The following is a 19,658-nucleotide window of genomic DNA, read 5'->3' on the forward strand; positions in this document are numbered from 1 at the left end:
GCCTGTCGGAAGCTGGTTCGGGAGACTCGGCCGCAACGGGTGTGTTGGGGGGCCGCAGGTGTGGTCTTGCGTCGCTTGGGTCGCTCATCGCGGCGTGTGTCGCAACACGGGGCGAGACTTCAGCGACCGAAGCGACTCTTTCTCTCAAACGTCGCCGCGGGCAAGGCGGCGCGCCCGAGCGACGGTCGGCAACTTCATGGCGCGACGTGCGCGGGGCCGGAGGTGCGTGTCCTCGGCCGGGTTTTCTGCCGTACTCCGGGGTGGCCCCGACGCTGCGGCCGTACGGGTTGTGCCCCCCGCGAGCTCGTTTCAGCCAATTATACCTACGCGAAGGTTTCAATGGCCGTCCGGCCGCCCACCGGCCCGTCAGTCCCGCGCCGGGGCCGGGGCCATGGGCAGTACGGTCGCGAGGATCTCCTCCACGCGCTCGGTGATGTCCTGACGGTCGTTCAGCACGCCGGAGATGTGCTGGGCACCGAAGAACGCGGAGACGATGACGCGGGCCAGCACCTCGGGGTCGGTCCCGGCGGGCACTTCTCCGGCCTCCACCGCCTCGCGCAGCGCCGCGGTGACCATGGACTGATGGCCCACGTACGGGACCGGAATGTCGATGCCGATGTACGCCCGCTCGATCTGCAGCCGCGCGCCGGCCTGGATCGTGACGTTGTCCCGGAAGGCGCGCGCGGTGCGCATCAGGAGCTGCTGGACGGTGCTCACGGGGGAGAGGGCCTCGGCCTTGACCGCCGTGGCGATGGAGTCGAGGTAGGTGTAGAAGTCGTTGGCGACCGCCTGGGCGAGCGCCTCCTTGTTGGCGAAATGGAAGTAGACCGCGCCCTTGGTCATGCCTGCCAGCTCGGCGACGTCCTGGACGGTCACCGGCGGGAAGCCGCGGTCCGCGAAGGCCTGGGCCGCGGCGGCCAGGACGACCCCCCGGGTGCGCACGGCCCGCTCCTGCTTGAGCTCCTTCGCGGGGCGTCCGCGGGTGCCGGTCGACGCCTTGGCTGACGTCCTTGTCGGCCGGGCAGTGTCCATCGGGCTTCCTCGCTCCTGTACCTGACTCAAGGTGCCGGACTGGACACTCCTTGAAATATACCTGCGTGAAGGTATTGTAACGCCTCCTGGAGCTGAAGGAGTCAGGATGTGCTGGGGGGGCGACTCCGAGACGCCCGCCGACACCCCGGCGGCGACCGACACCCTGATCCACCTACACGCGGGACGACCTGGCCCGCATCACCGGCCTCACCCCGGACATGCTGCGCTGGTTCGAGGACGAGGGGCTGATCGACCTCGCCTCCGACGTCCCGCCGAGCGCGTCTACCACCCGGCCCTTCTGCGCTGGCTGGAGTTCCTCAACCACCTGCGCAGCACGGGCGCTGCCCGACACCCGGTACGTGCAGATGCGCCATGTCGAGGTCGTGCCGCGCGTCTACCGTCGGTACCGCGCCCGGCGCGAGGAGACCATCTTCGACGTGGTGCGCACCTCGCGGACGAGGTCGTCGGCTTCCAGGCCCTCCACTCGCTCGCCAGTACCGAGCCGGGCGTGATGTGCGTGTCGGGCTTCAACGCCGACCCCGCCACGTACCTGGAGGCCTTCACCTCCCCGCGCTACCAGCAGATCGTGCGCGAGGCCGGGGACACCTACATCACCGGCGGCGACAACGGCCTCTACACGCACATCTACGAGCGCGTCACGAACTGACGCACCGTCCGCCCCGCGGGCGGACCACCGAAACGATCACGTCGGCGGGACAACCCGGCCCAGGGAGTGCGATGACACAGGGCCGCGGCCGGGCCCCATCCCTCCCACGTGATCCCACCGGCCCCGGAGCGGTCATCGGTCGCCCCGGGGCCGGTGAACCGGCGCGCGCCGGGGACAGCCGAACACGCGGGCCCTGATGGTGGAACCGGTCAGGCACAGGGACCTTAAAAGTCCCCGGCCACGCGGCCGTGCGGGTTCGACTCCCGCTCAGGGCACCCGCCCCGGCACCTTCTGGGGTCCCCTTCTGGGGCCCGGTACGGACTTGACCGGACGTCAGGAAGCCACGGCCTTCGCCGTCCCGCCGCGTTGCGAGCGCGGCGTCTTCTGGCCCACGCGCCCGGGCGCGATGGTGCGCGGATCCACGGCCTCGCCGGGAGCCCCGACCTCGTACGGACCCGCCGGGTCGTTGGGACGGTCGTGGGGCAGCAGGAAGAAGGTGCGCCGCTCGAAGAGGCCGCTGTCGGGGTCCCTGCCCGCGTCCGGCAGCAGGTTGACGTAGCCGATCATGCGTCCGTCGCGCTCGTACCGCGGCTTGCCGCGGCGGCGGGTCGATTTGTCGAGGGCCTGGCGGACGTAGTCGAGGTGCTCCATGTCCTCCAGCCACACCACGGCTTCCTCATGGGCGAGCTGGCTGTCCTGCAGCATCGAACTCATGGCCGCAGACCCTCCTGAATGTCTTCGGTAGCACCGTGTGTGGTGGTCGCACCACTGCTTGTCTGCCCCCGTGAGCGGCGGGTCGCCGGGCCGCTCGGCTCATCCTACGGCCAGGGGACTGGAGCGCCCATGGAGTCGGGGGACCTCACCGGGCCTCGCGCGGGCCCGTTGGCTCGTTCCTGATGTCCGACCGCAGGGCCAGTCCCGGGTAGAGCTTGCGGTCGTTGTTCTTGATCATTTCGGCGGGTGAGGCCAGCCCGAGCTCCTGACGGATGCGGCTGGCGAAGGCCCTGCTGGACGCGGCCCGGATGCTCTCCTCCGCGCACCAGCGGCAGTACGTCTCGTAGAGCAGCTTCTGCTCGACGCGCAGGTCGGGATGGGGTCGCCCCGCCTCGCCGGTGAGACAGCACTCGCCGATGAAACGGCCGATGTGGTCCTCGGTCGTCTCGTACGCGGCCGTGGCCAGCCGCACGGCGGCCGGGCCCTGCAACGGGTCGCGGGTGGTCAGATAGTGGCGGGCGCCCTCGATGAGCCAGTGCAGGATGCCGGGGCCCTCGTCGCGGACGAGCTCCACCGCGAGATTGTCGATCTTTCGCTCGTTCGGAACGACCCGGTCGAAGGGGATGAGCCGCATCCGGCGCCAGAACGCGTGGCCGCCGGTGCCCACCTCGGGGCGGTGGTTGCCCAGCAGCCACAGCTTGTGGGTGGGGGTGAAGCTGAAGAAGTCCTGCCGCATCCGGCGGGCGGTGATCTTGTCGCCGCCGGTGAGGAGCTTGACGCGGGCCTCGTTGAACTTGTCGTTGGGCTTGAGCTCGCTGCACACCACGATCCGGCGGCCGTGCAGCTCGGTCAGCTCGGTGGAGTGCTCGGTGAACTTGCCCTTCTCCATGAGGAATCCGGGCGGCGCCGCGTTCGCGTACTCGCCGAGGATCTGGGTCATCACGTCGAGCAGCACGGACTTGCCGTTGGCGCCGGAGCCGTAGAGGAACGGCAGGATCTGGGCGCCGACGTCGCCGGTGATCGAGTAGCCGAGCAGGACGTGCAGGAACCGGGTCGTCTCCCGGCCCTTCTCGTCGTCGCCGAAGGTGTCGCGCAGGAAGCTGTGCCAGCGCGGGATCGGCATCCGCTGCGGGGCGACCGTCGTGGCGCGCGAATGCATGTCGGTGAGCGGGTCGGGCTTGTGCAGTCCGCCGGTGCGCAGGTCGACGACGCCGGCGGGGGTGCACAGGGCGTAGATGTCGCCGTCGAGGACATCGGGGTCGAGGCTGAGACTCGGGGCCGCCTGCGCCTGGTGCAGCAGTGCCTTCATCCCGGCGGTGGACTGGGTACGCCTGCGGTGCTGGGCCAGTTCACGCGGGCTGAAGACGGCCCGCGGATCCGTGTCCGGCATCTGCTCGGCCATGTCACCGGCCGCCCACAGCGCGGTCTTCTCGCCTCCGGTGCGCCGCCAGCGGTACTGGTCCCAGCTGTACCAGCCGAGGCCCTCGACGTGCCGGAAGCGGTCGCTGTAGAGGCGGGCGAAGAGCTTGGCGTTGGCCCGGTCGGTCAGCTCGTCGGGCAGCAGCCCGCCGGGGGCTGGGGCCGGCTCCGGCACCGTGCGCTGCGCGGGCAATCCGTCGGCTCCACCGGGCAGTTCGAGGTCGAGGCTCTGCTGCTGGCTCTGCCCTCTGATCTGCTCGGCGGCGGCGACGGGGTCGAACCGGGGCTGCTCGGCGTGTCCGGCGCTGCTCATGCGTGTCCTCGGGGGTGGAACGGGCGCCGGGCGCCTGCGGACAGAGCGCGCTCCGCGCGGCCCGCGTGGAAGCCTCCGGGGGTCGGGGTGTGCGTCGGCCGGCCTGCCTGCGCACATCGGTGTGCGCGGGATTCGGGACCGGCAGCCCCCCGGGGGTGCCATGAGCTTGTCGCAGCCTGGCGCGCCAATGATCGTCCTCGTCGAGCGTTCGGTCGTGCTTGTCGGCCCCGCTCGTGACGAACTTCCTGGTCCAGGAGGGACGTCTGCCTCGCCGCGGGACTGAAGGGACTGAAGTTCGAGTAGTGCAACCCGGAGACTAGCGCACACACTTCTCCCACGGCAGAGGTCTTTGCCTGTACGAAATCTCTGGTCCCGTCAGTCCCGTGAGGAGGGGGCCGCGCCGCTGCCGTCCTGCTGCGCCGCGGAAGCCAGGAAAACACCTGGCCTGCGCTGCCCCGGCCGTCCCCGGTCCCGTCGCGGGATTCGGTCCCTTCGGTCCCGTCCTGCATAAGCCCAGCTCAGACGGGTGCCGTTGGCTTCCACGGGACTGACGGGACCCAACCTTCTCCTTATGACCTACGTACGTACAGGGGACTAGGTCCAGTATGCGCGTGCGCATACGCGCGCACGCACGCAGAAGGAACAAGGGAGTTCGGTCCCGTCAGTCCCGTCGTGCCGGTCGCAAGACCCGGCGACACGGCCCGGACCTGGGATTTCCTGTGAACGGGACGGAACTCCGGGAACGGGACCGAAGCGGGCGCCGCCTCACCGCCCGGACCGGGTCTCCAGCGCGCCTCAAGTCACCGACGAGCGCACCCCGAGAGGCATGGTGTCCTCGCGGCGTCCCGGACCGGAGCACCGCGCTCACTGGTGCGGAACGGCGATGCCCGCGGCCCGCAGATTCGCCTCCACCAGAGCGTTCAGCCGGGCGATCGACGGTGACCGGTCCTCGCGGTGGTGGTTGACCATCCCGTACCGGGACGCGACGTCGGACTGGTCACGGAACTCCGCCGGTACGGCCAGCAGGTCCCGGTTGGAAAGGAGTTTCCCGGCCAGCGCGGACGCCAGCTCCTCGAGCCGCGGATCGTCCGGGTCCCAGGACCGTGCCTCCCAGCCGCGCTTGGTCAGCTCCACCGACTCGGGATCGTCGAGCGAGTGCTCGAGCTGGCTCAGGAACCTGTCGAAGATCTCCGGGATCAGAGCCCGCGCCAGCACCAGGGCCTCCCGCTGGGTGGCCACGTAGTCGGGGCCGAAACCGAGCGCGGCGAGCCGGTCCAGGACCGCGCACGCCCGGTCGGGGAGCAGGGCCCGGTCGCCGTGGTCGAGGCGGTCCAGCCGGTCGCGGCGCGCGACCAGGTCGTCGATCCGCTCGGTGAGCCTGCGGTGGACGTCGTCCAACGTGGCCGCGAACGTCGTCGGGTCGGTGTCGAGCAGATCTCCGATCTCGGCCAGCGGCACCCCCGCCGCGGCCAGCGTCCGCACCTGGACCAGCCGGTACAACTCGCCCGAACGGTAACGGCGGTAGCCCGAACCGTCCCGCTCCGGCTCGGCGATCAGACCGAGCCGGTGATAGTGGCGCACCGTCTTGATCGTCACCCCGGCGAACGACGCCGCCTGACCGATCGTGAGCCCTTCCGCCATGCGTTCGGCACACCTTCCTGAGCGTGGGCGACCGCGGTTCCCGGACGATCACGCGGCCGAGAATACGCGTACGCCCCGCCGCCCTTGACCTTGACCCTGGGTCAACCTTGCAGGCTCTTCACAGGGCCGGGCGAATCGGACATGCAGCCACAGGGGCTGCCATGCGCACCGGCACCGGGAACAGGAGACCGGCATGGACGTCACCAGTGGCTTCCGCGACACGGGACTGCGTCGGCTGCACGACGTGCTGGCCCGGCACGTCGAGTCCGGGAGAATCCCCGGACTCGTCGCCCTGATGAGCCGGGGCGGCCGGACGCACGTCGAAACGCTCGGAACCATGCGCCCCGACGGCGGCCCGCCGATGCTCCGCGACACCATCTTCCGGATGGCGTCCACGTCCAAACCCGTCACCACGGCCGCCGCGATGATCCTGCTCGACGAGTGCCGGCTGCGGCTGGACGACCCGGTCGACCCGTGGCTGCCCGAACTCGCCGACCGGCAGGTGCTCACGGACCCCGACGGCCCCCTGGACGACACCGTCCCGGCCGAGCGGCCCATCACCGTACGGGACCTGCTCACCTCGACGTTCGGGCTCGGCGTGGACTTCGACTCGATGGCCGCCCCGATCCGGGCCGCGACCGTGGAGCGGCTCGACTACAGCGTGGCGTCCGGGCCGGCCCCCGAACCGGACGAGTGGATGCGGCGCCTCGGCGAACTGCCGCTGCAGTACCAGCCCGGAACGCGGTGGCAGTACGACCTCGCCAACGAGGTGCTCGGTGTGCTGGTCGCCCGGGTCGCCGGACGGCCGCTGGAGGACTTCCTGCGCGAACGCGTCCTCGATCCGCTGGGGATGAAGGACACCGCCTTCCACGTTCCCGCCGACAAGATCGACCGGCTGCCGCCCCTGTACGGGCCCGATCCGGTCAGCGGCGAGTTCGCCGTCTGGGACGAGGCGGAGGGAGGACGGGCCGCCACGCCTCCCGCGTTCCAGGGTGCCGGCGGCGGGCTCGTCTCCACCGTCGACGACTACCATGCCTTCTTCCGGATGCTGCTCGACCACGGGAGCCACGGCGGTGAACGAATCCTGTCCCGGGCCGCCGTCGAGATGATGACCACCAACCGCCTGACCCCCGCGCACCTGGCCGCCCGTGACGCCATGTTCGCCAGGGTCGCGCACGTGTCCTCCGGTCAGGGCGCCGACGGCGGCTGGGGCTTCGGCATGGCCGTGCGCACCCGGCCCGACTACGCGCCCGTCGGCCAGTTCGGCTGGTTCGGCGGCACCGGCACCACCGCGTACGCGGACCGCACCCACCAGGTCACCGGCGTCCTGCTCACCCAGGTCGGCCTGTCCACCGCGGACTCGGCGCGGGTCATGACCGACTTCTGGACCATGCTCTATCAGGCCGTCGACTGACCCCGATCGGGCCGCCGCACCGCCCCGGGTGCGGCGGCCCGGCCCGCGACACACCCACATCGCCGATCGTCACCAGTTGATGGACGGTCGATACTTTGACAGGTATCATCAAAATTGACATGGTTACCGTGTGTCGGATCCAGGTGACGAGCGGGAACTCGCGGAAGCGGTCGAGGCGTTGAAGGCCGCGGAGGAGCGGGTCGCCGCCGCGTTGCGCGCCTTTCTGGCTCGCGACCCCGTCACGGGGCGTCCGGTGCACGGCCGGATCGGCCGGGCCGCGGACATCACCGGCTGGGGCCAGCAGAGGGTCAAGGAGACCGTGACACCCGAACTGGCCGAGCGGCGCCGGGCCCAGCGCGACGACGGGAAAGAGGCCCGGCGATGAGCGACTTCGACGCGATCGACTCCCTGCTCGCCTCCGTCGCACCCGAGGCGGACCTGCCCGAAATCGCCGCCCGGCGCGCCCTGCGCGAGCAGGCAGGACTGTCCAAGGCGCAGGTGGCCAGGGCCCTGGGCGTCAGCCCCTCCACCGTGGGCGGCTGGGAGACGGGCCGACGGGACCCGTCCGGCGAGGTCCGCACCAAGTACGCCTATCTCCTCGACGGTCTCGCCGCGAAATTCGCTCCGGAACCCGCGGAACCCGAGCAGGCCGACGACGACCCGCCCGCAGTGGAGGACGCCGACCACGCCGACACCGACGACCACGCCGACACGGTCGACGCCGACGACGTCGAAGTGCTGGGCGTCCCGGAACCGTGCGTGCTGTGCGGCAACCCGGCCAAGGAGCGGGTGGCGGGCTTTCCGCAGCACCTCGACCCGGCCGACTGCCGTCCCGGGACGCCCGCGACGCCCGTCGCGGCCGAGGAGGCCGCGCCCGTACGGACCCGGCCGGGGACCCGGCCGGAGCCCGCGCGGCCGTCCGAGAAGGCCCCCCGGGACGCCCGCACGGCCCGCACGGCCGACCGGCCCAGGACGCCCACCCGCCGCGCCTTCCAGCCCTCCGACGAACCGGCCGACCGCATCGGCCGGGCGGTCCAGGACGCCCTCGCCGAGCACCGGGGGGACGTCGAGGCGGCGACGGCCGCGCTGGTGAAGAAGGCGATCCCCGACGCGATGGCCCTCCTGGACGCCACCCGCATCGGCGGCCGCTACGAGGTGATCGCGCATCCCTGGATGCCCGACATCCTCAAGAAGCAGTCCTCCCACGGCGCCGACCGGATCTGGGAGGCCCGCCCCAAGTGGACCCGGACCGAACTGCCGCCCGGCGAGCACGAGGTGACCGCCCTCGACATCAACGGCGCCTACCTGTCCGCCCTCAAGACGCATCTGCCGCTGGGACAGCTGGAGCACTCCTCGGGCGGCGTCGGCCACGACCGCCGCCGGGCCGGCGTCCACCTGATCACCCCGCCGCACTGGGACCACGAGGACGTCCTGCCCAACCCCGTCGGGCAGCGCGACGAGCCGGGACCGCTCTGGGTCACCGAGCCCACCCTGCGCCTGCTGCAGCGCCTGTCGGGACCGAAGTACGGGCTGTGCGAGCCGCCCGAGATCCACGAGTCGTACACCTCGGGCGCGACCGAGGGCCTCCTGGAGAAGTTCCGCGTCGCCCTCAAGGACGCCCGCGACACGGCGATCGCCGACGACGACGAGGTGACCCTGGAGTACGTGAAGGCCATGTACTCCAAGTTCGTCTCCACGATGGGGGAGTCGAACTACAACCGGGAGCTGTACCGCCCCGACTGGATGCACCTGATCCGCTCGCAGGCCTTCGCCAACCTCTGGATGAAGGCCCTCAAGGCCCACGACGAGGGCCTCACCGTCGTCCGCGCCATGGGCACCGACGAACTCCACCTGATCGGCGACTGGCGCCGCGTCTTCCCCGAGGGCCGCGGCGTCGCCGAGGTCAAGGTGAAGGACGTCTACACGGCGGGCACCGCGGACGGCCAGCACACCCACCCCGGAGAGGGAGAGTAAGTGCCCGACAGGAACCTCGAGTTCGGCAAGTTCGGTGCCCGCGGCATCAAGGGGTACGAGGCCGCCGCCCGCCAGCTCGACGCACTGGCCGGCTTCATCGCCACCCCGGTCACCCAGCGCCGCGGCATGCTGGCCCGCCTGAACTACCTCACCCGCTCCGAGCGGGCGAGGGCCGCGGCCAGGGCGGCCGGCCTCACCGTCACCGACCGGACCCTCAAGCGCTGGGCCGACGGCAGGGCGACCCCGTCGAAGAAGAGCCTGGCCCAGCTGGAGACCGCCTACCGTCAGGTGCGCCGCCAGAACGTCACCCGGCACCTCCTGCAACGCCTCAACCGGGACGGCCGCGGTACCCGCGTCGAGTTCCACCCGCTCAACCAGTCCGGCGTCCCGCGCCCCCGCCAGCGGGACGTGTCCTTCCGCAGCCTGAACGTGCGCCAGTGGGACCGCATGGTCCAGGCGTGGGCGGCCGGCGACGAGGAGGCCATGGACGCGGCCTGGTTCGACGGCATCACCGCCGACCTGGGCTCCGACTACGGCTCCTACGAGTACGTCATGAACATCGGCTTCGCCGCCTGACGGGCACGGCCGCCGCGGCACCGGCCGCGTCGACTCCCGCTCCAGCTCTCGACGAGCGGCATGCCCCACGCTTGCGTCCACGCCCCCGGCGCACGGCAGCAGCACGCGTGGCGGGAGTCCGACGGACGAGGGGAACGCGATGCCGCAGAGGCCGGACGCCACGGCGACCGACATCCAGGACGTGGTGCGCACGTCGTACCGGACACGGCGGCCGCGCGTGCTGCTGGTCACCGGCGGCCCGGGCTGCGGCAGAACGACCCTGCTCGACCTCCTGGCACGACGGACCGACGCCGCGGGCGGACATGTGCTCCGGGCCGCCGCGCGACCGCACGCGAGACCCTGGCAGGTCCTGCGTGAACTGACCCGGGGCCGGGCGGAGTTCGCCCGCAGCCTCGCGCTCGCCGAGGACCGCGCCTGGCACCCGGACACCGCTGCCGCCGCGTTCCGCGCCGACCTGGACACGCTCGCGGGAAGCGGCCCGGTCCTGCTGTGCGTCGACGACGTCCGGCGGGCGGACCCGCAGTCCCTCGCCCAGCTGCGCGCCCTCGCCCGGCGCATGCCCGCGGGACCCGTCGTGCTGGTGGCCACCGCGGCCGGGCACGACACCCGTTGGGAGGACCTGTTCACGCTGCCGGTCCTGCGCCGCCCGTACGTGGAATGCGCGCGCCTGGCCCTGCTGACCACCGCGGACGTGGAACGGATCCTGCGCGAGGAACGGCACGTCGACGGGCCGGACGTTCCCCGGGCCGCCGCCCGCCTGCACCGGCTCAGCGGCGGCAACCCCGGGCTGCTGCGGGCGCTTCTCGCGGAGAACGCCGCGTTCCAGCACCCTTCCTGCGACGGCCCGTTCGCTCGCGCCGTCGGCGACTGCCTGCACGACAGCGGTCCCGAGGCGGTAGCGGTCGCCCGCGCCCTCGCCGTCCTCGGCGACCGGCCGCTCAACGCCTCCCTCCTGGAGGCCATGGTGGACGGCGCGGCGCCCGCGGCGCTGGCCGGCCTCGCCGCGCTGCGCGGCAGCGGACTCCTCGACGGTCTGGGCCGCAGAGAGCCCGCCGTGCGCGCGGCGGCCCTCGCCGGTCACGACCTGAGGTCACGGACGCGGCAGTGGTGGCGGGCCGCACACGCGCTGCGCGCCGTGCGCGCCACCCCGTCCGAGGTCGCCGCCCCGCTGCTCGCACTGATGGCGGACGATCCCGGCGCACGCCCGCGGGACCGGGACCTGGAACTGATGGCGTGTGTCGCGCGGGATCTGTTCGAGCAGGCGCACGGGCTGCGGGAGGGCGGGGACGGCGCCCGCGGCATCACGCTTCACCAGGCGGCCCGGCGGCTGGCACAGTGCGCGGGAGCCGCGGCGGCCCGGGAGCCCAGGACGCCGCGGGAGCCGAAGGCGCTGCGCGGCCAGGGATCGGGGACGCCGGGCATCGCACACGCCCGCGCCGTCGAACTGGCCGGTTGAGCACACACCGGCCCGAGCCCCGGGCCGGCCCGAAAGGGTCAGGCGGAGTCCTGCTGCGGCTCCTCGTACGCGTCGGTGATCTTCGACTCGACCTCTGCGAACACCGTCGCGCCCCGGTCGACGGAGAGGTCGATCGTCGTGAGCACGGACGACAGCACGACATTGGGCAGGAAGTGGCGCAGCAGTACCGACGTCCGGTGGTCGAGGTCCGCGTAGCTGCTGACGGCCTGGGACATCGAGTGCACGCCCGCGTACGCACCGACCAGGAGCTCGGCCGTCTCCGCCGGCACGACGTGCGGCAGCAACTCACCCTGTGTCTTGGCCGCTTCCAGCAGATCGGTCGTCCCGACGCTCCAGTCCTTGAAGAAGGCTCCGCGGTTGAGCTCGGTCGCCTGCTGGTCCATGGCGAGCCGGACGCCCGCTCGTACCAGCGGGTCGTGCTGGAGCCGGTAGGTCTGCAGCAGCACCGTGTCGGCGAGTTCCTGCATCCTGCACGCGCGCTGGGGAACGGAGCCCATGCGGCGGCCCTGGGCGTCCATCACGCCGTACGCCAGCTCCGCCTTCGACTGGAAGTGGAAGTACAGCGCGCCCTTCGTCACCCCTGCGGTGCGCAGGATGTCGGTGATCGTGGCGGCCTGGTACCCGCGCTCCTCGAACACTGTCGCGGCGGCGGACAGGATGTTCCGTCGCGTGCGGACGGCGCGGTCCTGCTTGGCCATGTGATCCCCCACCTTCAGATCGAGTGCCGGGGAGGTCCCGTCGAAAAAAACCGTCAAGTTCGTATCTTAGCTGCTTCGTCGACGGCTCAGCAGTCATGAGAGAGATCTCGTTGTCATGGTTCTCCTCTCAAGGCGGCCCGCCGGGGCGGAGATTGAGGCCCCGGACCGTTAAAAGTCCGTAAAAACGGCCCGGATGGTTTGTTTTGTGATCACGAAATTGCGCACGCCCCATCTCTCTGAGCTGCAACTCTGCAGTTTTGAGGCGTTTGCGGCTTCTGGAGGTGAGTGCTCATCTCCGTTGACAAACCGTCCGGCCTGTTTTTTACTTTCGCCCAAGAAGAAAAGCGCTCCGGCTGGGAGCAGCAGGCGAACGGGGAGACCTCGTGGACATCGACGTACTCGGCACACTCGCCGTACGGGAGCATGGCGTCTCGGTCACCCCGAGCGCGCCCAAACCCCGCCAGGTACTCGCTCTGCTCGCGTTGAACGTCAACCAGGTGGTTCCGGTCAGCGTGCTGACGGAGGAACTCTGGGGCGTGCAGCCGCCGCGCAGTGCCCGCCCCACCCTGCAGACCTACGTCCTGCAACTGCGCGAGCTCATCGGCGCCGCCCTGGCATGCTCCGGCGACAGCGAGCAGCGCAGTGCCAAGGACGTCCTGATGACCGTCCCCGGCGGCTACCTCCTCAGGAGCGTCGAAGGCACCAGCGACGTCAAGGAGTTCGAGCGGCTCGCCGGGGCCGGCTACCGCGCCATGGACGGCGAGGACTACCCGGAAGCCGCCCGTCGGCTGCGCGACGCCCTCGCCCTGTGGACCGGATCGGCGCTGGCCGACATCCAGGCGGGCGTCCATCTGGAGCCTCAGATCAAAAGACTCGAGGAGAGCCGGCTGTGCGCGCTCGACCAGCGCATCGAGGCCGACCTCCGGCTCGGCCGGCACCGCGGGCTGCTCGCCGAACTGACCGTGCTCGTCAGCCGGTACCCCACCCACGAGAACCTCTGCGGCCAGTACATGCTGGCCCTGCACCGCTCCGGTCGCCGCGGCGAAGCCCTCAGCGCCTACCAGCGGCTGCGCACGACCCTGGTGCGCACCCTGGGCCTCGAACCGTCGGCACCTCTCGTCAAACTGCAGCGCGCCATCCTGGTCTCCGGCCCGGAGACCGCCGCCGCACCCGGCACCCTCGCCGAGCGCGCCGGGACGGTCGCCGCCGGACTCACCCGGGCGGGCTGAGGGGCCACGACGCGGCCGCGGCCGGACTCGCCCGGGCGGTTCTTCCGCCGGGACTCCAAGGGCGCTCCAGACGAGCCGCCCAGCATGCACAGCACCTGTGCGCATCAGCCGCGCACTTCGGAGGAGGGGCCTCATGTCGCAGCGGTGCGGGCGCTCCGCCCGGCACACCGTGTCCGTGGCCGCTCCCGCGTCGGTCGTCTACGGCCTGCTCGCCGACGCGCCCCGCTGGCCGCTGTTCCTGCCGTCCTGCGTCCACGCCGAACGCCTGGACGCGGACGCCCGCACGGACCGGCTGACGGTGTGGACCGCCGCGGACGGCCACGTGCGCCGCGCACAGGTGCGGCGCACCCTGCGGCCCGCCGAGCGCACGGTCGACTTCGAGGAGACCACCGCGGGACCGGCCGCCGGACCGGGCCCCGGGACGGTGGGCACCTGGAGCGTCGAACCCGAACACCCGCGGGGCGACGGGCGGTCGGCACTCACCCTGCACTGCGCATGGCCGTGCCCGGCGCCCGACGAGGACCCGCTCGCCCCGGCACGCCTGGTGCGCCGCCGGCTCGCCCAGGTCCGCGACGCGGCCGAACGGTGGGACACGCTCGACGAGTCGCTGCTGTCCTTCACGAACAGCACCCGCGTCGAAGGCCCGCCCGAACTCGTCTACGACCTCCTGTACCGCGCCGAGGACTGGGCCGACCTCCTCCCGCACGTCGACGGGGCCCGGGTCCGCGAGGAGCGGCCGGGAGTCCAGCACGTCGCCCTCGACCTCGGCGACCCGCTCACCGGAGAGCCGGCCACCGCCACGTCCGTACGCCTGTGCTTCCCGCACGCCGGCCGCATCGTCCACAAGGCGAGCGCCGGCCGGGGACCGATCGCCGCGCACAGCGGCGAGTGGTCCCTCGAACCCGACGCCTCCGGGCTCACCGTGACCAGCACCCACCACGTGCTGCTGCGGCCCGCGGCCGACGCGAGCGCGGCCCGCCTGCGCGTGCGGGAGTGGCTCACCGGCACCGACCGGGAAACGCTCGACCTGATCAAGTGGCACGCGGAAAGTCCCGTACCGCGACTGAGATGACATCCACCGAGGACGAGGGGAGGCCGACGATGGTCCGTACGCCGTCGCCCCGGGCCACCGGACGGCAGCCGCGGGACGCGGCGCCGCACGCGCCGCGCCTCGAGGCGCTGCTCGGCGACCCCGACGACCCGGCCAACCCCTACGGCCGCGCCGCGCTCGCCTCGGCGCGGCGCGAGCAGAATCCTTTGGCCCACGACGACGTCCTGGCCCGGGCGGTGCCCTGGAGCGACGGCCCGCGCGCCGACGCCGACCGGCTCGTCCGCGTCCTGCGCCCCCTGCTGCGCCGCGACCTCGGCCTCGGTCACGCCTGGGCGACCCGGCTGCTGGGCGGCGCCCGGCCCCGCCCGGACGACGGCACCGGCGCGCTGCTCGGGCCCGCGGCGCTGGTCGCGGCGACCGGCGGGGTGCTGTACACCACGGTCCGTCTGGTCGACGTCCTCGCGCCCCACGAACCGGCCGCGCGCCAGTGGCAGTCGGCCCTCGCCGCCGTCTTCGCCGACCTGCTGGCCTGCGAGTGCCTGACCGCGGTCGCCCTGCGCGGCACGCACCCCGACGACCGCGCGGACGCGCTGCCCGTCGCCGTGGCCGGATACCTCGTCCCCCATCTCGTCGGCGATCTGCTGGACGACCTCGAACTGGTGCTGCACGAGACCGGGTTCGGCCCCGACAGCACCGAACGCCGGGCCCTGGCGGCGCTCCAGGCGCACCGGCCCGCGGCGGGTGTCGACTGGACCGCCGCGGCGGCACACCAGGCCCGGCTGGTGCGCCTGATGCCCGAGACCGCGCCCGCCGCCCCGGACGAGGCCGGGATCGCCGGGCTGTTCCGGCTGGACCGTCCCGCACCGGACACCGGCGCCCGTACCACCGGCGCCCGCTGGGCCCGCGCCCTCACGTCCGCCCTGACCGGCACGGCCGGCACGGACGCTCATCGCGCGGCCGTCGAGGGGGACGACCCGGCGCGGGCCGCGCTCGCGCGCACCGTGCGCCGCCTGGCCGTGGAGCAGCGCGCGGTGCACCGCGCCTGCGCGACCGCCGAACTCGCGGGCCCGGCGCACCCGGCGGCCCGCGCCCTGGCCGACCGCTCCGCCACCGTCCTGCTCGCCGGGGCCGCCCTGGGAGTGGCGCGGGCCGCCGCGCGGGCCGGTGACCCCTTCCTCGGCCGCCCCGACTGGATCCTGCTCGCGCTGGAACGCGTCGCGCACCGCCTGGGCATCCCCCTGCCCGGCCACCCGGCCACGCCGCGCACCCGCGTCTGGACGGAACTGGCCGAGCGGACCCGGCGGGGCGTCGACTGCGACGCCCGCGCCACGAAGCTGCTGTGGTGAGGCACGAGTGAACCGGGAGACAGAGATGACCGCGCACCCGCTCGTGGCGCCGCCCGTGCACCTGCCGGGCCCCGACGCCCCCTGGGACGACGTGCACGAACGGGCCCGCGCCACCGGCCGGGTCGTGGTGCACACCACCTGGGGCGAGTGGCTGTACGCCGCCCTCCTCGACCCGGAGCTGCGCGGACTGCTCGGGCGCGACTGGCCGCGGTACCGGCAGACGCCCGCCGCGGCGGACCGGTTCACCTTCGCCGTGTCGCGCATGGTCATCAAGTACACGGCCGCCGCCGTCCTGGAGGCCGCCCCGGCCGACCTCGACATCGCCTACCAGCCCGGCGGCCGGCCCGTGCTGCGCGGGTTCGGCGAGGAACTCCATCTGAGCCTCGCCCACACCGAGGAACTCGTCGTCGTCGCCGTCAGCGGCAGCGGGCCCGTCGGCGTCGACACCGAATCCGTCGACCGGGAGGCCTCCTACGCCCTGCTGCGGGCCCAGGTGTGCACGCCCGAGGAGGCCAAGGAACTCGACGCGCTGCCCGAGGACGAACGCCGGCTGCGTTTCCTGCGGCTGTGGACGCTCAAGGAGGCGTACACCAAGGCGCTCGGACACGGTATGCGGCGCCGCTTCAACGCCGTGGGCTTCACCTGGGACGCCGAGGGCCGCGCCGTACTCGCCGAGCCCTCCGCCGCCGCACCCGGCTGGTCCTTCGCCACCCACCTGGTCGGCGACCGCTACCTGGTCAGCGAGGCGCACCGCGACGGCCCGCTGGAGATCCGCTCTCGGCACACTCCGGGCGAACAGGTGGGACCGGCCGTCCCGCCCGCGCCGACCGTAGAGTCCGCGGGGCCGGGACACCCCGCCGGACGATGAGGCCCCGCCGGAGCACACGCCCCTCGTCCCCGCACGGCGCGGCGGACCGCGCCCACCGACGACGCGAACAGGAGGGCAGGGAGCGGGGCCACCGCGCGGCCGTGCCCGTGGCGCCCGCAGCCCGGAGCAGCGCATGAGCAGCCATCAGCCGCACGCGGACACCGTGCCCGTCGTGCTCCACGAGCCTGACGGTACGTCAGCCGCGGCGCCGGTCCTGTTCGAGCTCTGCGAACTCCTCGACACGGCACAGGCCGAGGCGGTCGCCGCCCGTCTGGCGCTGCGGCACCGCACCTGCGCGGTGACCCTCGACGACGACGGCACCGGCCGTCACCTGCTGCGCCTGACCCCGGACCGCACCGCACCCGGGGCCGCGCGGCCGGACGCCACCGAGGAACTGCTGGCCGATCTGCTGCAGCCGCCGGACGTCGAGACGATCCCGGTGACCGGGCACCAGCGCGACCTGCTGACCGCGGCCCTCACCGGACAGGACGGCCCGGGCCGGCACATCGAGCAGCTCTGCTGGACCTGGTCGGGACCGCTCGACGTCCCGCTGTTCACGGAGTCCTGGCAGTCCGTCGCCGAGCGAGAGGCCGTGCTGCGCGCCGCGTTCGACTGGACCGCGGCGCCCCGGCTGGTCATCCACGACCACGCCTCCGTCGAGATCGCCCGGCACGGCGCCGCCGGTGTCGGCTGGAGCGAGCTCCAGCGCCGGGACCGGGAGCGGGAGTTCGCCCTGCACCGGCCCGGACTGCTGCGCCTCGCCCTGCTCGACGGCCCGCCCGCCGTCCGGCCGACGACGCACGTGCTCATGAGCTACCACCGCGCCCTGCTCGACGAGCGCGGCGCCTCCCTGCTGGTGCGCGAGTTCTACCGCGCCTACCTCGCCGGCGGCTCGGTGCCCGGCGGCGAGCGACGGCCCGACATCCGCGACCACGCCGCGTGGGTCGCGGGCCTGGCGCCGGACGGCGCACGGCAGTTCTGGGCGGGAGCCGGTCCGCCCCGCCACGCGGCGGTGAGTCCGGGCCGCCCCGGCGGCACCACCCACCAGGGCGGCACCGGCCGGGTCCAGCGCCGGCTGCGGCCCCACCACACGGCACGGCTGCGCGCCTGGGCCGCGCTCCAGGGCGCGGGGGAGAGCAGCGTGCTGCACGCGGTCTGGGCCCTGCTGCTGTACCGCGCGGCGGGCGCGCGGGGGGCCGCGCCGGTCAGCTTCGACGTGCACTTCTCCGGCCGGGACCTGGCGCTGCGGGACGCCGCCGCCGTGCCGGGACTGCTGGGCAGCGCCCTGCCGATGACGGTGACCGTCGACCCCGCCGTCCCGGTGGAGGAGCTGTTGTGGCAGGTCCGGGACGCCGCGCTCGACCTGAGCTCGTACGCCTGGGTCTCCGGCGACCGGGTTCGGCGGTGGAGCGGGCGGGAGCACGATCCGCGGCTGACCGACACGCTCGTACGGTTCGACGCCCGGCCCGAGCTGCCGCCCGCGCTGCTGTCCGAACTCGCCGCCCGCGACATCGAGGTGGACGCCCCGCGCGGGGCCGGCGGGGGCACCAGCCTGCCGGTGACGCTCGTCGCCCAGCACGACGGCTCGGACGGACTGCTGCTGACGGCGACGCACGACCGCGCCGAACTCTCCGACGCCGACGCCGCGCAGACCCTGTCGCAGTGCGTGCACCTGCTGCGCAGCCTGTCCGACCGGCCGGGCCCGGCCGGCACCGTGGGGGAGGTCCTCGCGCTGCTGGAGAGTTCCGGGGTGCCGCGCGCCGCACGGCACTCCCGCACGGCGCCGGACACCGCCCCCCGGGTCCTGCGCGGCGGGGGGCCGGGGGCGGACGTCATCTGCCTGGTCACGGTCCCCGGGGTGGTGCCCGGTGTGTACGAGGCGCTGGTCCGCGCCTACGACGGGCCCGAGCACGTCGTGTCCCTGGGCCCCGTCGGGCCGACGGCCACGTTGCCCGCGGCCGTGACGCGGCTGCTGGGCCCGCGCGGCCGGCTGGTGGTGTGCGGAAGCGGGCCCGCCGCCTCCGTCGCGTACGCGCTCGGCCGCGCCGCCGCGGCGGGGACCGGCGCGGTGACGTCCGTGGTGATGACGGGCGTCGGGGACGCGGAGAGCAGCGCGAGCGCACTGGCCCGCGCTCTGGTCCGGCTGCGGGAACGGTACGGCTGACGTCGCCGCGGCCCGTGTCCCCGCGCGGGCCGCTCCAGCGGTACGAGAGCGGACGTCGAGCCGGGTCGTGGACGCTGGCCCCACCGCCGGAGGAGGGGCCATGGGCGATGCGAACCACGGCATGCTCGGCATCCGCGTCGAGAGGGGCCGCGCCAGTGACGAGGAACTCGCCGTGCTCACGGTCGTCCTGCTCACCCTGCGCGCGCGGGCGCGGGCGGAGCGCGCCGAGGGGCGACCGCGCCCCCGCCGCCGGCGTCTGCGGCTCGACGACTACCAGGCACCGCACAGCTGGCGATGACCCGCCGGGTACGGCCGCGGTCCGCCGTGCCCGACCCGGACCCGTCCCGCAGGAGAACGACACCGATCCAGGAGGCGTCCACCATGACCAGCGAGCCGCGGACCACGTGGCACGAGGCATCCGCCGGTGCCACGGCCGACGTACTCGCCGGAGTGACCGGGGAACTCGCCGCCGTGCTGCGGGTGGAGCCCGCGCGGATCGACCCGCACCGGCGCTTCCAGGCGTTCGGCCTCGACTCCATCCGCACCGCCGAACTGGTGGCGGCCGTCAACGCCCGCTTCGGCACCGGTGTCATGGCCGCCGCGCTCTACGACCACCCGACACCGGACGCCCTGGCCCGCCACGTACGGACCCTGCTGCCGGCACCGCGCGCCGCGCGCACGGAGTCCGAGGTGCGCGCCACCCTGCGCGCACAGCTCGCGGACATCCTGCGCTGCGACCCGCGCGACATCGACCCGGCCGTCCCCTTCCCCCAGCTCGGCCTCGACTCCCTGCTCGCCGGTGAGTTCGTGGCCCGCGTCAACGACGCCTTCGGTCTCTGCGAGCGGCCCGCCACGCTGTACGACCACCGCGACCTCGCGGCGATGGCCGCGCACATCGCGGGCGTCCCGGCCGGCGCCGGACCGGCCGCCCCCCGGCCGGTGGACGCCGCCGTCCCGCCGGCCCCGCCCGCCCTCACCCCGGACGAGGTGACCGCGCTGCTCGACGCCGTGCGCGCCGACATGCTCACCGTCGACGAGGCCACCGCCCTGCTGGCGTCCCGGTCCGCCTGACCCC

The 19,658-nt window shown here is 73.3% G+C and carries 18 protein-coding genes and 1 tRNA gene; 14 read left to right on the forward strand and 5 right to left on the reverse strand.

The window, feature by feature from the left end:
* Positions 1–366: 366 nt before the first annotated feature.
* Complete coding sequence (locus tag ABII15_RS38505; protein WP_353947339.1) at positions 367–1,032, reverse strand: ScbR family autoregulator-binding transcription factor; 666 nt, start codon at positions 1,030–1,032, stop codon at positions 367–369.
* Positions 1,033–1,540: 508 nt separating this feature from the next.
* Here ABII15_RS38505 and ABII15_RS38510 point away from each other — a divergent pair.
* Both ABII15_RS38510 and ABII15_RS38515 read left to right on the forward strand, forming a co-directional pair.
* The gene (locus tag ABII15_RS38510) at positions 1,541–1,699 is read left to right on the forward strand and encodes a hypothetical protein (protein WP_353947340.1); all 159 of its coding nucleotides are present in this window, start codon (positions 1,541–1,543) and stop codon (positions 1,697–1,699) included.
* A gap of 190 nt (positions 1,700–1,889) precedes the next feature.
* Positions 1,890–1,974, forward strand: a tRNA-Leu gene (locus tag ABII15_RS38515).
* 58 nt (positions 1,975–2,032) lie between these two features.
* Here ABII15_RS38515 and ABII15_RS38520 read toward each other — a convergent pair.
* The 3 genes from ABII15_RS38520 to ABII15_RS38530 all read right to left on the reverse strand — a co-directional run bounded on the left by ABII15_RS38520 (position 2,033) and on the right by ABII15_RS38530 (position 5,786).
* Entirely contained in the window at positions 2,033–2,413 is a 381-nt protein-coding gene (locus ABII15_RS38520; RefSeq protein ID WP_353947341.1) for a DUF6009 family protein, read from the reverse strand.
* A gap of 145 nt (positions 2,414–2,558) precedes the next feature.
* Positions 2,559–4,145, reverse strand: a complete 1,587-nt coding sequence (locus tag ABII15_RS38525) for a phage/plasmid primase, P4 family (protein ID WP_353947342.1) — start codon at positions 4,143–4,145, stop codon at positions 2,559–2,561.
* 864 nt (positions 4,146–5,009) lie between these two features.
* The gene (locus tag ABII15_RS38530; protein ID WP_353947343.1) at positions 5,010–5,786 is read right to left on the reverse strand and encodes a MerR family transcriptional regulator; all 777 of its coding nucleotides are present in this window, start codon (positions 5,784–5,786) and stop codon (positions 5,010–5,012) included.
* A 193-nt stretch (positions 5,787–5,979) separates the two neighbouring features.
* Here ABII15_RS38530 and ABII15_RS38535 point away from each other — a divergent pair, with 193 nt between their 5' ends.
* From ABII15_RS38535 to ABII15_RS38555, 5 genes are all read left to right on the forward strand, one after another.
* Positions 5,980–7,200, forward strand: a complete 1,221-nt coding sequence (locus ABII15_RS38535; protein WP_353947344.1) for a serine hydrolase domain-containing protein — start codon at positions 5,980–5,982, stop codon at positions 7,198–7,200.
* Positions 7,201–7,330: 130 nt separating this feature from the next.
* Positions 7,331–7,585 (forward strand): hypothetical protein, encoded by a 255-nt coding sequence (locus ABII15_RS38540; protein WP_353947345.1) that lies wholly within the window; start codon positions 7,331–7,333, stop codon positions 7,583–7,585.
* Positions 7,582–9,174 carry a helix-turn-helix domain-containing protein gene (locus tag ABII15_RS38545; RefSeq protein WP_353947346.1) on the forward strand — a complete coding sequence of 531 codons (1,593 nt, stop codon included), beginning with the start codon at positions 7,582–7,584 and terminating at the stop codon, positions 9,172–9,174. The genes ABII15_RS38540 and ABII15_RS38545 overlap by 4 nt, the downstream gene beginning before the upstream one ends.
* Positions 9,175–9,750 (forward strand): transcriptional regulator, encoded by a 576-nt coding sequence (locus ABII15_RS38550; RefSeq protein WP_353947347.1) that lies wholly within the window; start codon positions 9,175–9,177, stop codon positions 9,748–9,750.
* Between the two features lie 139 nt (positions 9,751–9,889).
* A complete protein-coding gene (locus ABII15_RS38555; RefSeq protein ID WP_353947348.1) occupies positions 9,890–11,206 on the forward strand; it encodes an ATP-binding protein in 1,317 nt (438 codons plus the stop codon).
* Between the two features lie 38 nt (positions 11,207–11,244).
* Here the strand turns inward: ABII15_RS38555 and ABII15_RS38560 are convergent, their stop codons facing one another.
* Positions 11,245–11,925 carry a ScbR family autoregulator-binding transcription factor gene (locus ABII15_RS38560; RefSeq protein WP_353947349.1) on the reverse strand — a complete coding sequence of 227 codons (681 nt, stop codon included), beginning with the start codon at positions 11,923–11,925 and terminating at the stop codon, positions 11,245–11,247.
* 383 nt (positions 11,926–12,308) lie between these two features.
* Between ABII15_RS38560 and ABII15_RS38565 the strand changes: the two genes are divergently transcribed.
* From ABII15_RS38565 to ABII15_RS38595, 7 genes are all read left to right on the forward strand, one after another.
* Complete coding sequence (locus ABII15_RS38565; RefSeq protein ID WP_353947350.1) at positions 12,309–13,154, forward strand: AfsR/SARP family transcriptional regulator; 846 nt, start codon at positions 12,309–12,311, stop codon at positions 13,152–13,154.
* 133 nt (positions 13,155–13,287) lie between these two features.
* Positions 13,288–14,226 (forward strand): SRPBCC family protein, encoded by a 939-nt coding sequence (locus tag ABII15_RS38570; protein ID WP_353947351.1) that lies wholly within the window; start codon positions 13,288–13,290, stop codon positions 14,224–14,226.
* On the forward strand, positions 14,223–15,551 hold the full coding sequence (locus tag ABII15_RS38575; protein WP_353947352.1) for a hypothetical protein: 1,329 nt from the start codon (positions 14,223–14,225) through the stop codon (positions 15,549–15,551). Before ABII15_RS38570 ends, ABII15_RS38575 begins: the two co-directional genes overlap by 4 nt.
* Positions 15,552–15,576: 25 nt before the next feature.
* The gene (locus ABII15_RS38580) at positions 15,577–16,419 is read left to right on the forward strand and encodes a 4'-phosphopantetheinyl transferase superfamily protein (protein WP_353947353.1); all 843 of its coding nucleotides are present in this window, start codon (positions 15,577–15,579) and stop codon (positions 16,417–16,419) included.
* A 133-nt stretch (positions 16,420–16,552) separates the two neighbouring features.
* On the forward strand, positions 16,553–18,583 hold the full coding sequence (locus ABII15_RS38585) for a condensation domain-containing protein (RefSeq protein WP_353947354.1): 2,031 nt from the start codon (positions 16,553–16,555) through the stop codon (positions 18,581–18,583).
* A gap of 100 nt (positions 18,584–18,683) precedes the next feature.
* On the forward strand, positions 18,684–18,881 hold the full coding sequence (locus tag ABII15_RS38590; protein ID WP_353947355.1) for an acyl-CoA carboxylase subunit epsilon: 198 nt from the start codon (positions 18,684–18,686) through the stop codon (positions 18,879–18,881).
* Between the two features lie 83 nt (positions 18,882–18,964).
* Positions 18,965–19,654: an acyl carrier protein gene (locus ABII15_RS38595; RefSeq protein WP_353947356.1), complete on the forward strand. Its 690-nt coding sequence runs from the start codon at positions 18,965–18,967 to the stop codon at positions 19,652–19,654.
* Positions 19,655–19,658 lie beyond the last annotated feature (4 nt).

The organism is Streptomyces sp. HUAS MG91 (assembly GCF_040529335.1).
Lineage (GTDB): Bacteria > Actinomycetota > Actinomycetes > Streptomycetales > Streptomycetaceae > Streptomyces > Streptomyces tabacisoli.

Coding starts and splice junctions, on each gene's coding strand:
- ABII15_RS38505 (WP_353947339.1), bottom strand. CDS start 1,032: ATGGACACTGCCCGGCCGACAAGGACGTCAGCCAAGGCGTCGACCGGC.
- ABII15_RS38520 (WP_353947341.1), bottom strand. CDS start 2,413: ATGAGTTCGATGCTGCAGGACAGCCAGCTCGCCCATGAGGAAGCCGTG.
- ABII15_RS38525 (WP_353947342.1), bottom strand. CDS start 4,145: ATGAGCAGCGCCGGACACGCCGAGCAGCCCCGGTTCGACCCCGTCGCC.
- ABII15_RS38530 (WP_353947343.1), bottom strand. CDS start 5,786: ATGGCGGAAGGGCTCACGATCGGTCAGGCGGCGTCGTTCGCCGGGGTG.
- ABII15_RS38535 (WP_353947344.1), top strand. CDS start 5,980: ATGGACGTCACCAGTGGCTTCCGCGACACGGGACTGCGTCGGCTGCAC.
- ABII15_RS38545 (WP_353947346.1), top strand. CDS start 7,582: ATGAGCGACTTCGACGCGATCGACTCCCTGCTCGCCTCCGTCGCACCC.
- ABII15_RS38555 (WP_353947348.1), top strand. CDS start 9,890: ATGCCGCAGAGGCCGGACGCCACGGCGACCGACATCCAGGACGTGGTG.
- ABII15_RS38560 (WP_353947349.1), bottom strand. CDS start 11,925: ATGGCCAAGCAGGACCGCGCCGTCCGCACGCGACGGAACATCCTGTCC.
- ABII15_RS38570 (WP_353947351.1), top strand. CDS start 13,288: ATGTCGCAGCGGTGCGGGCGCTCCGCCCGGCACACCGTGTCCGTGGCC.
- ABII15_RS38575 (WP_353947352.1), top strand. CDS start 14,223: ATGACATCCACCGAGGACGAGGGGAGGCCGACGATGGTCCGTACGCCG.
- ABII15_RS38580 (WP_353947353.1), top strand. CDS start 15,577: ATGACCGCGCACCCGCTCGTGGCGCCGCCCGTGCACCTGCCGGGCCCC.
- ABII15_RS38585 (WP_353947354.1), top strand. CDS start 16,553: ATGAGCAGCCATCAGCCGCACGCGGACACCGTGCCCGTCGTGCTCCAC.
- ABII15_RS38590 (WP_353947355.1), top strand. CDS start 18,684: ATGGGCGATGCGAACCACGGCATGCTCGGCATCCGCGTCGAGAGGGGC.
- ABII15_RS38595 (WP_353947356.1), top strand. CDS start 18,965: ATGACCAGCGAGCCGCGGACCACGTGGCACGAGGCATCCGCCGGTGCC.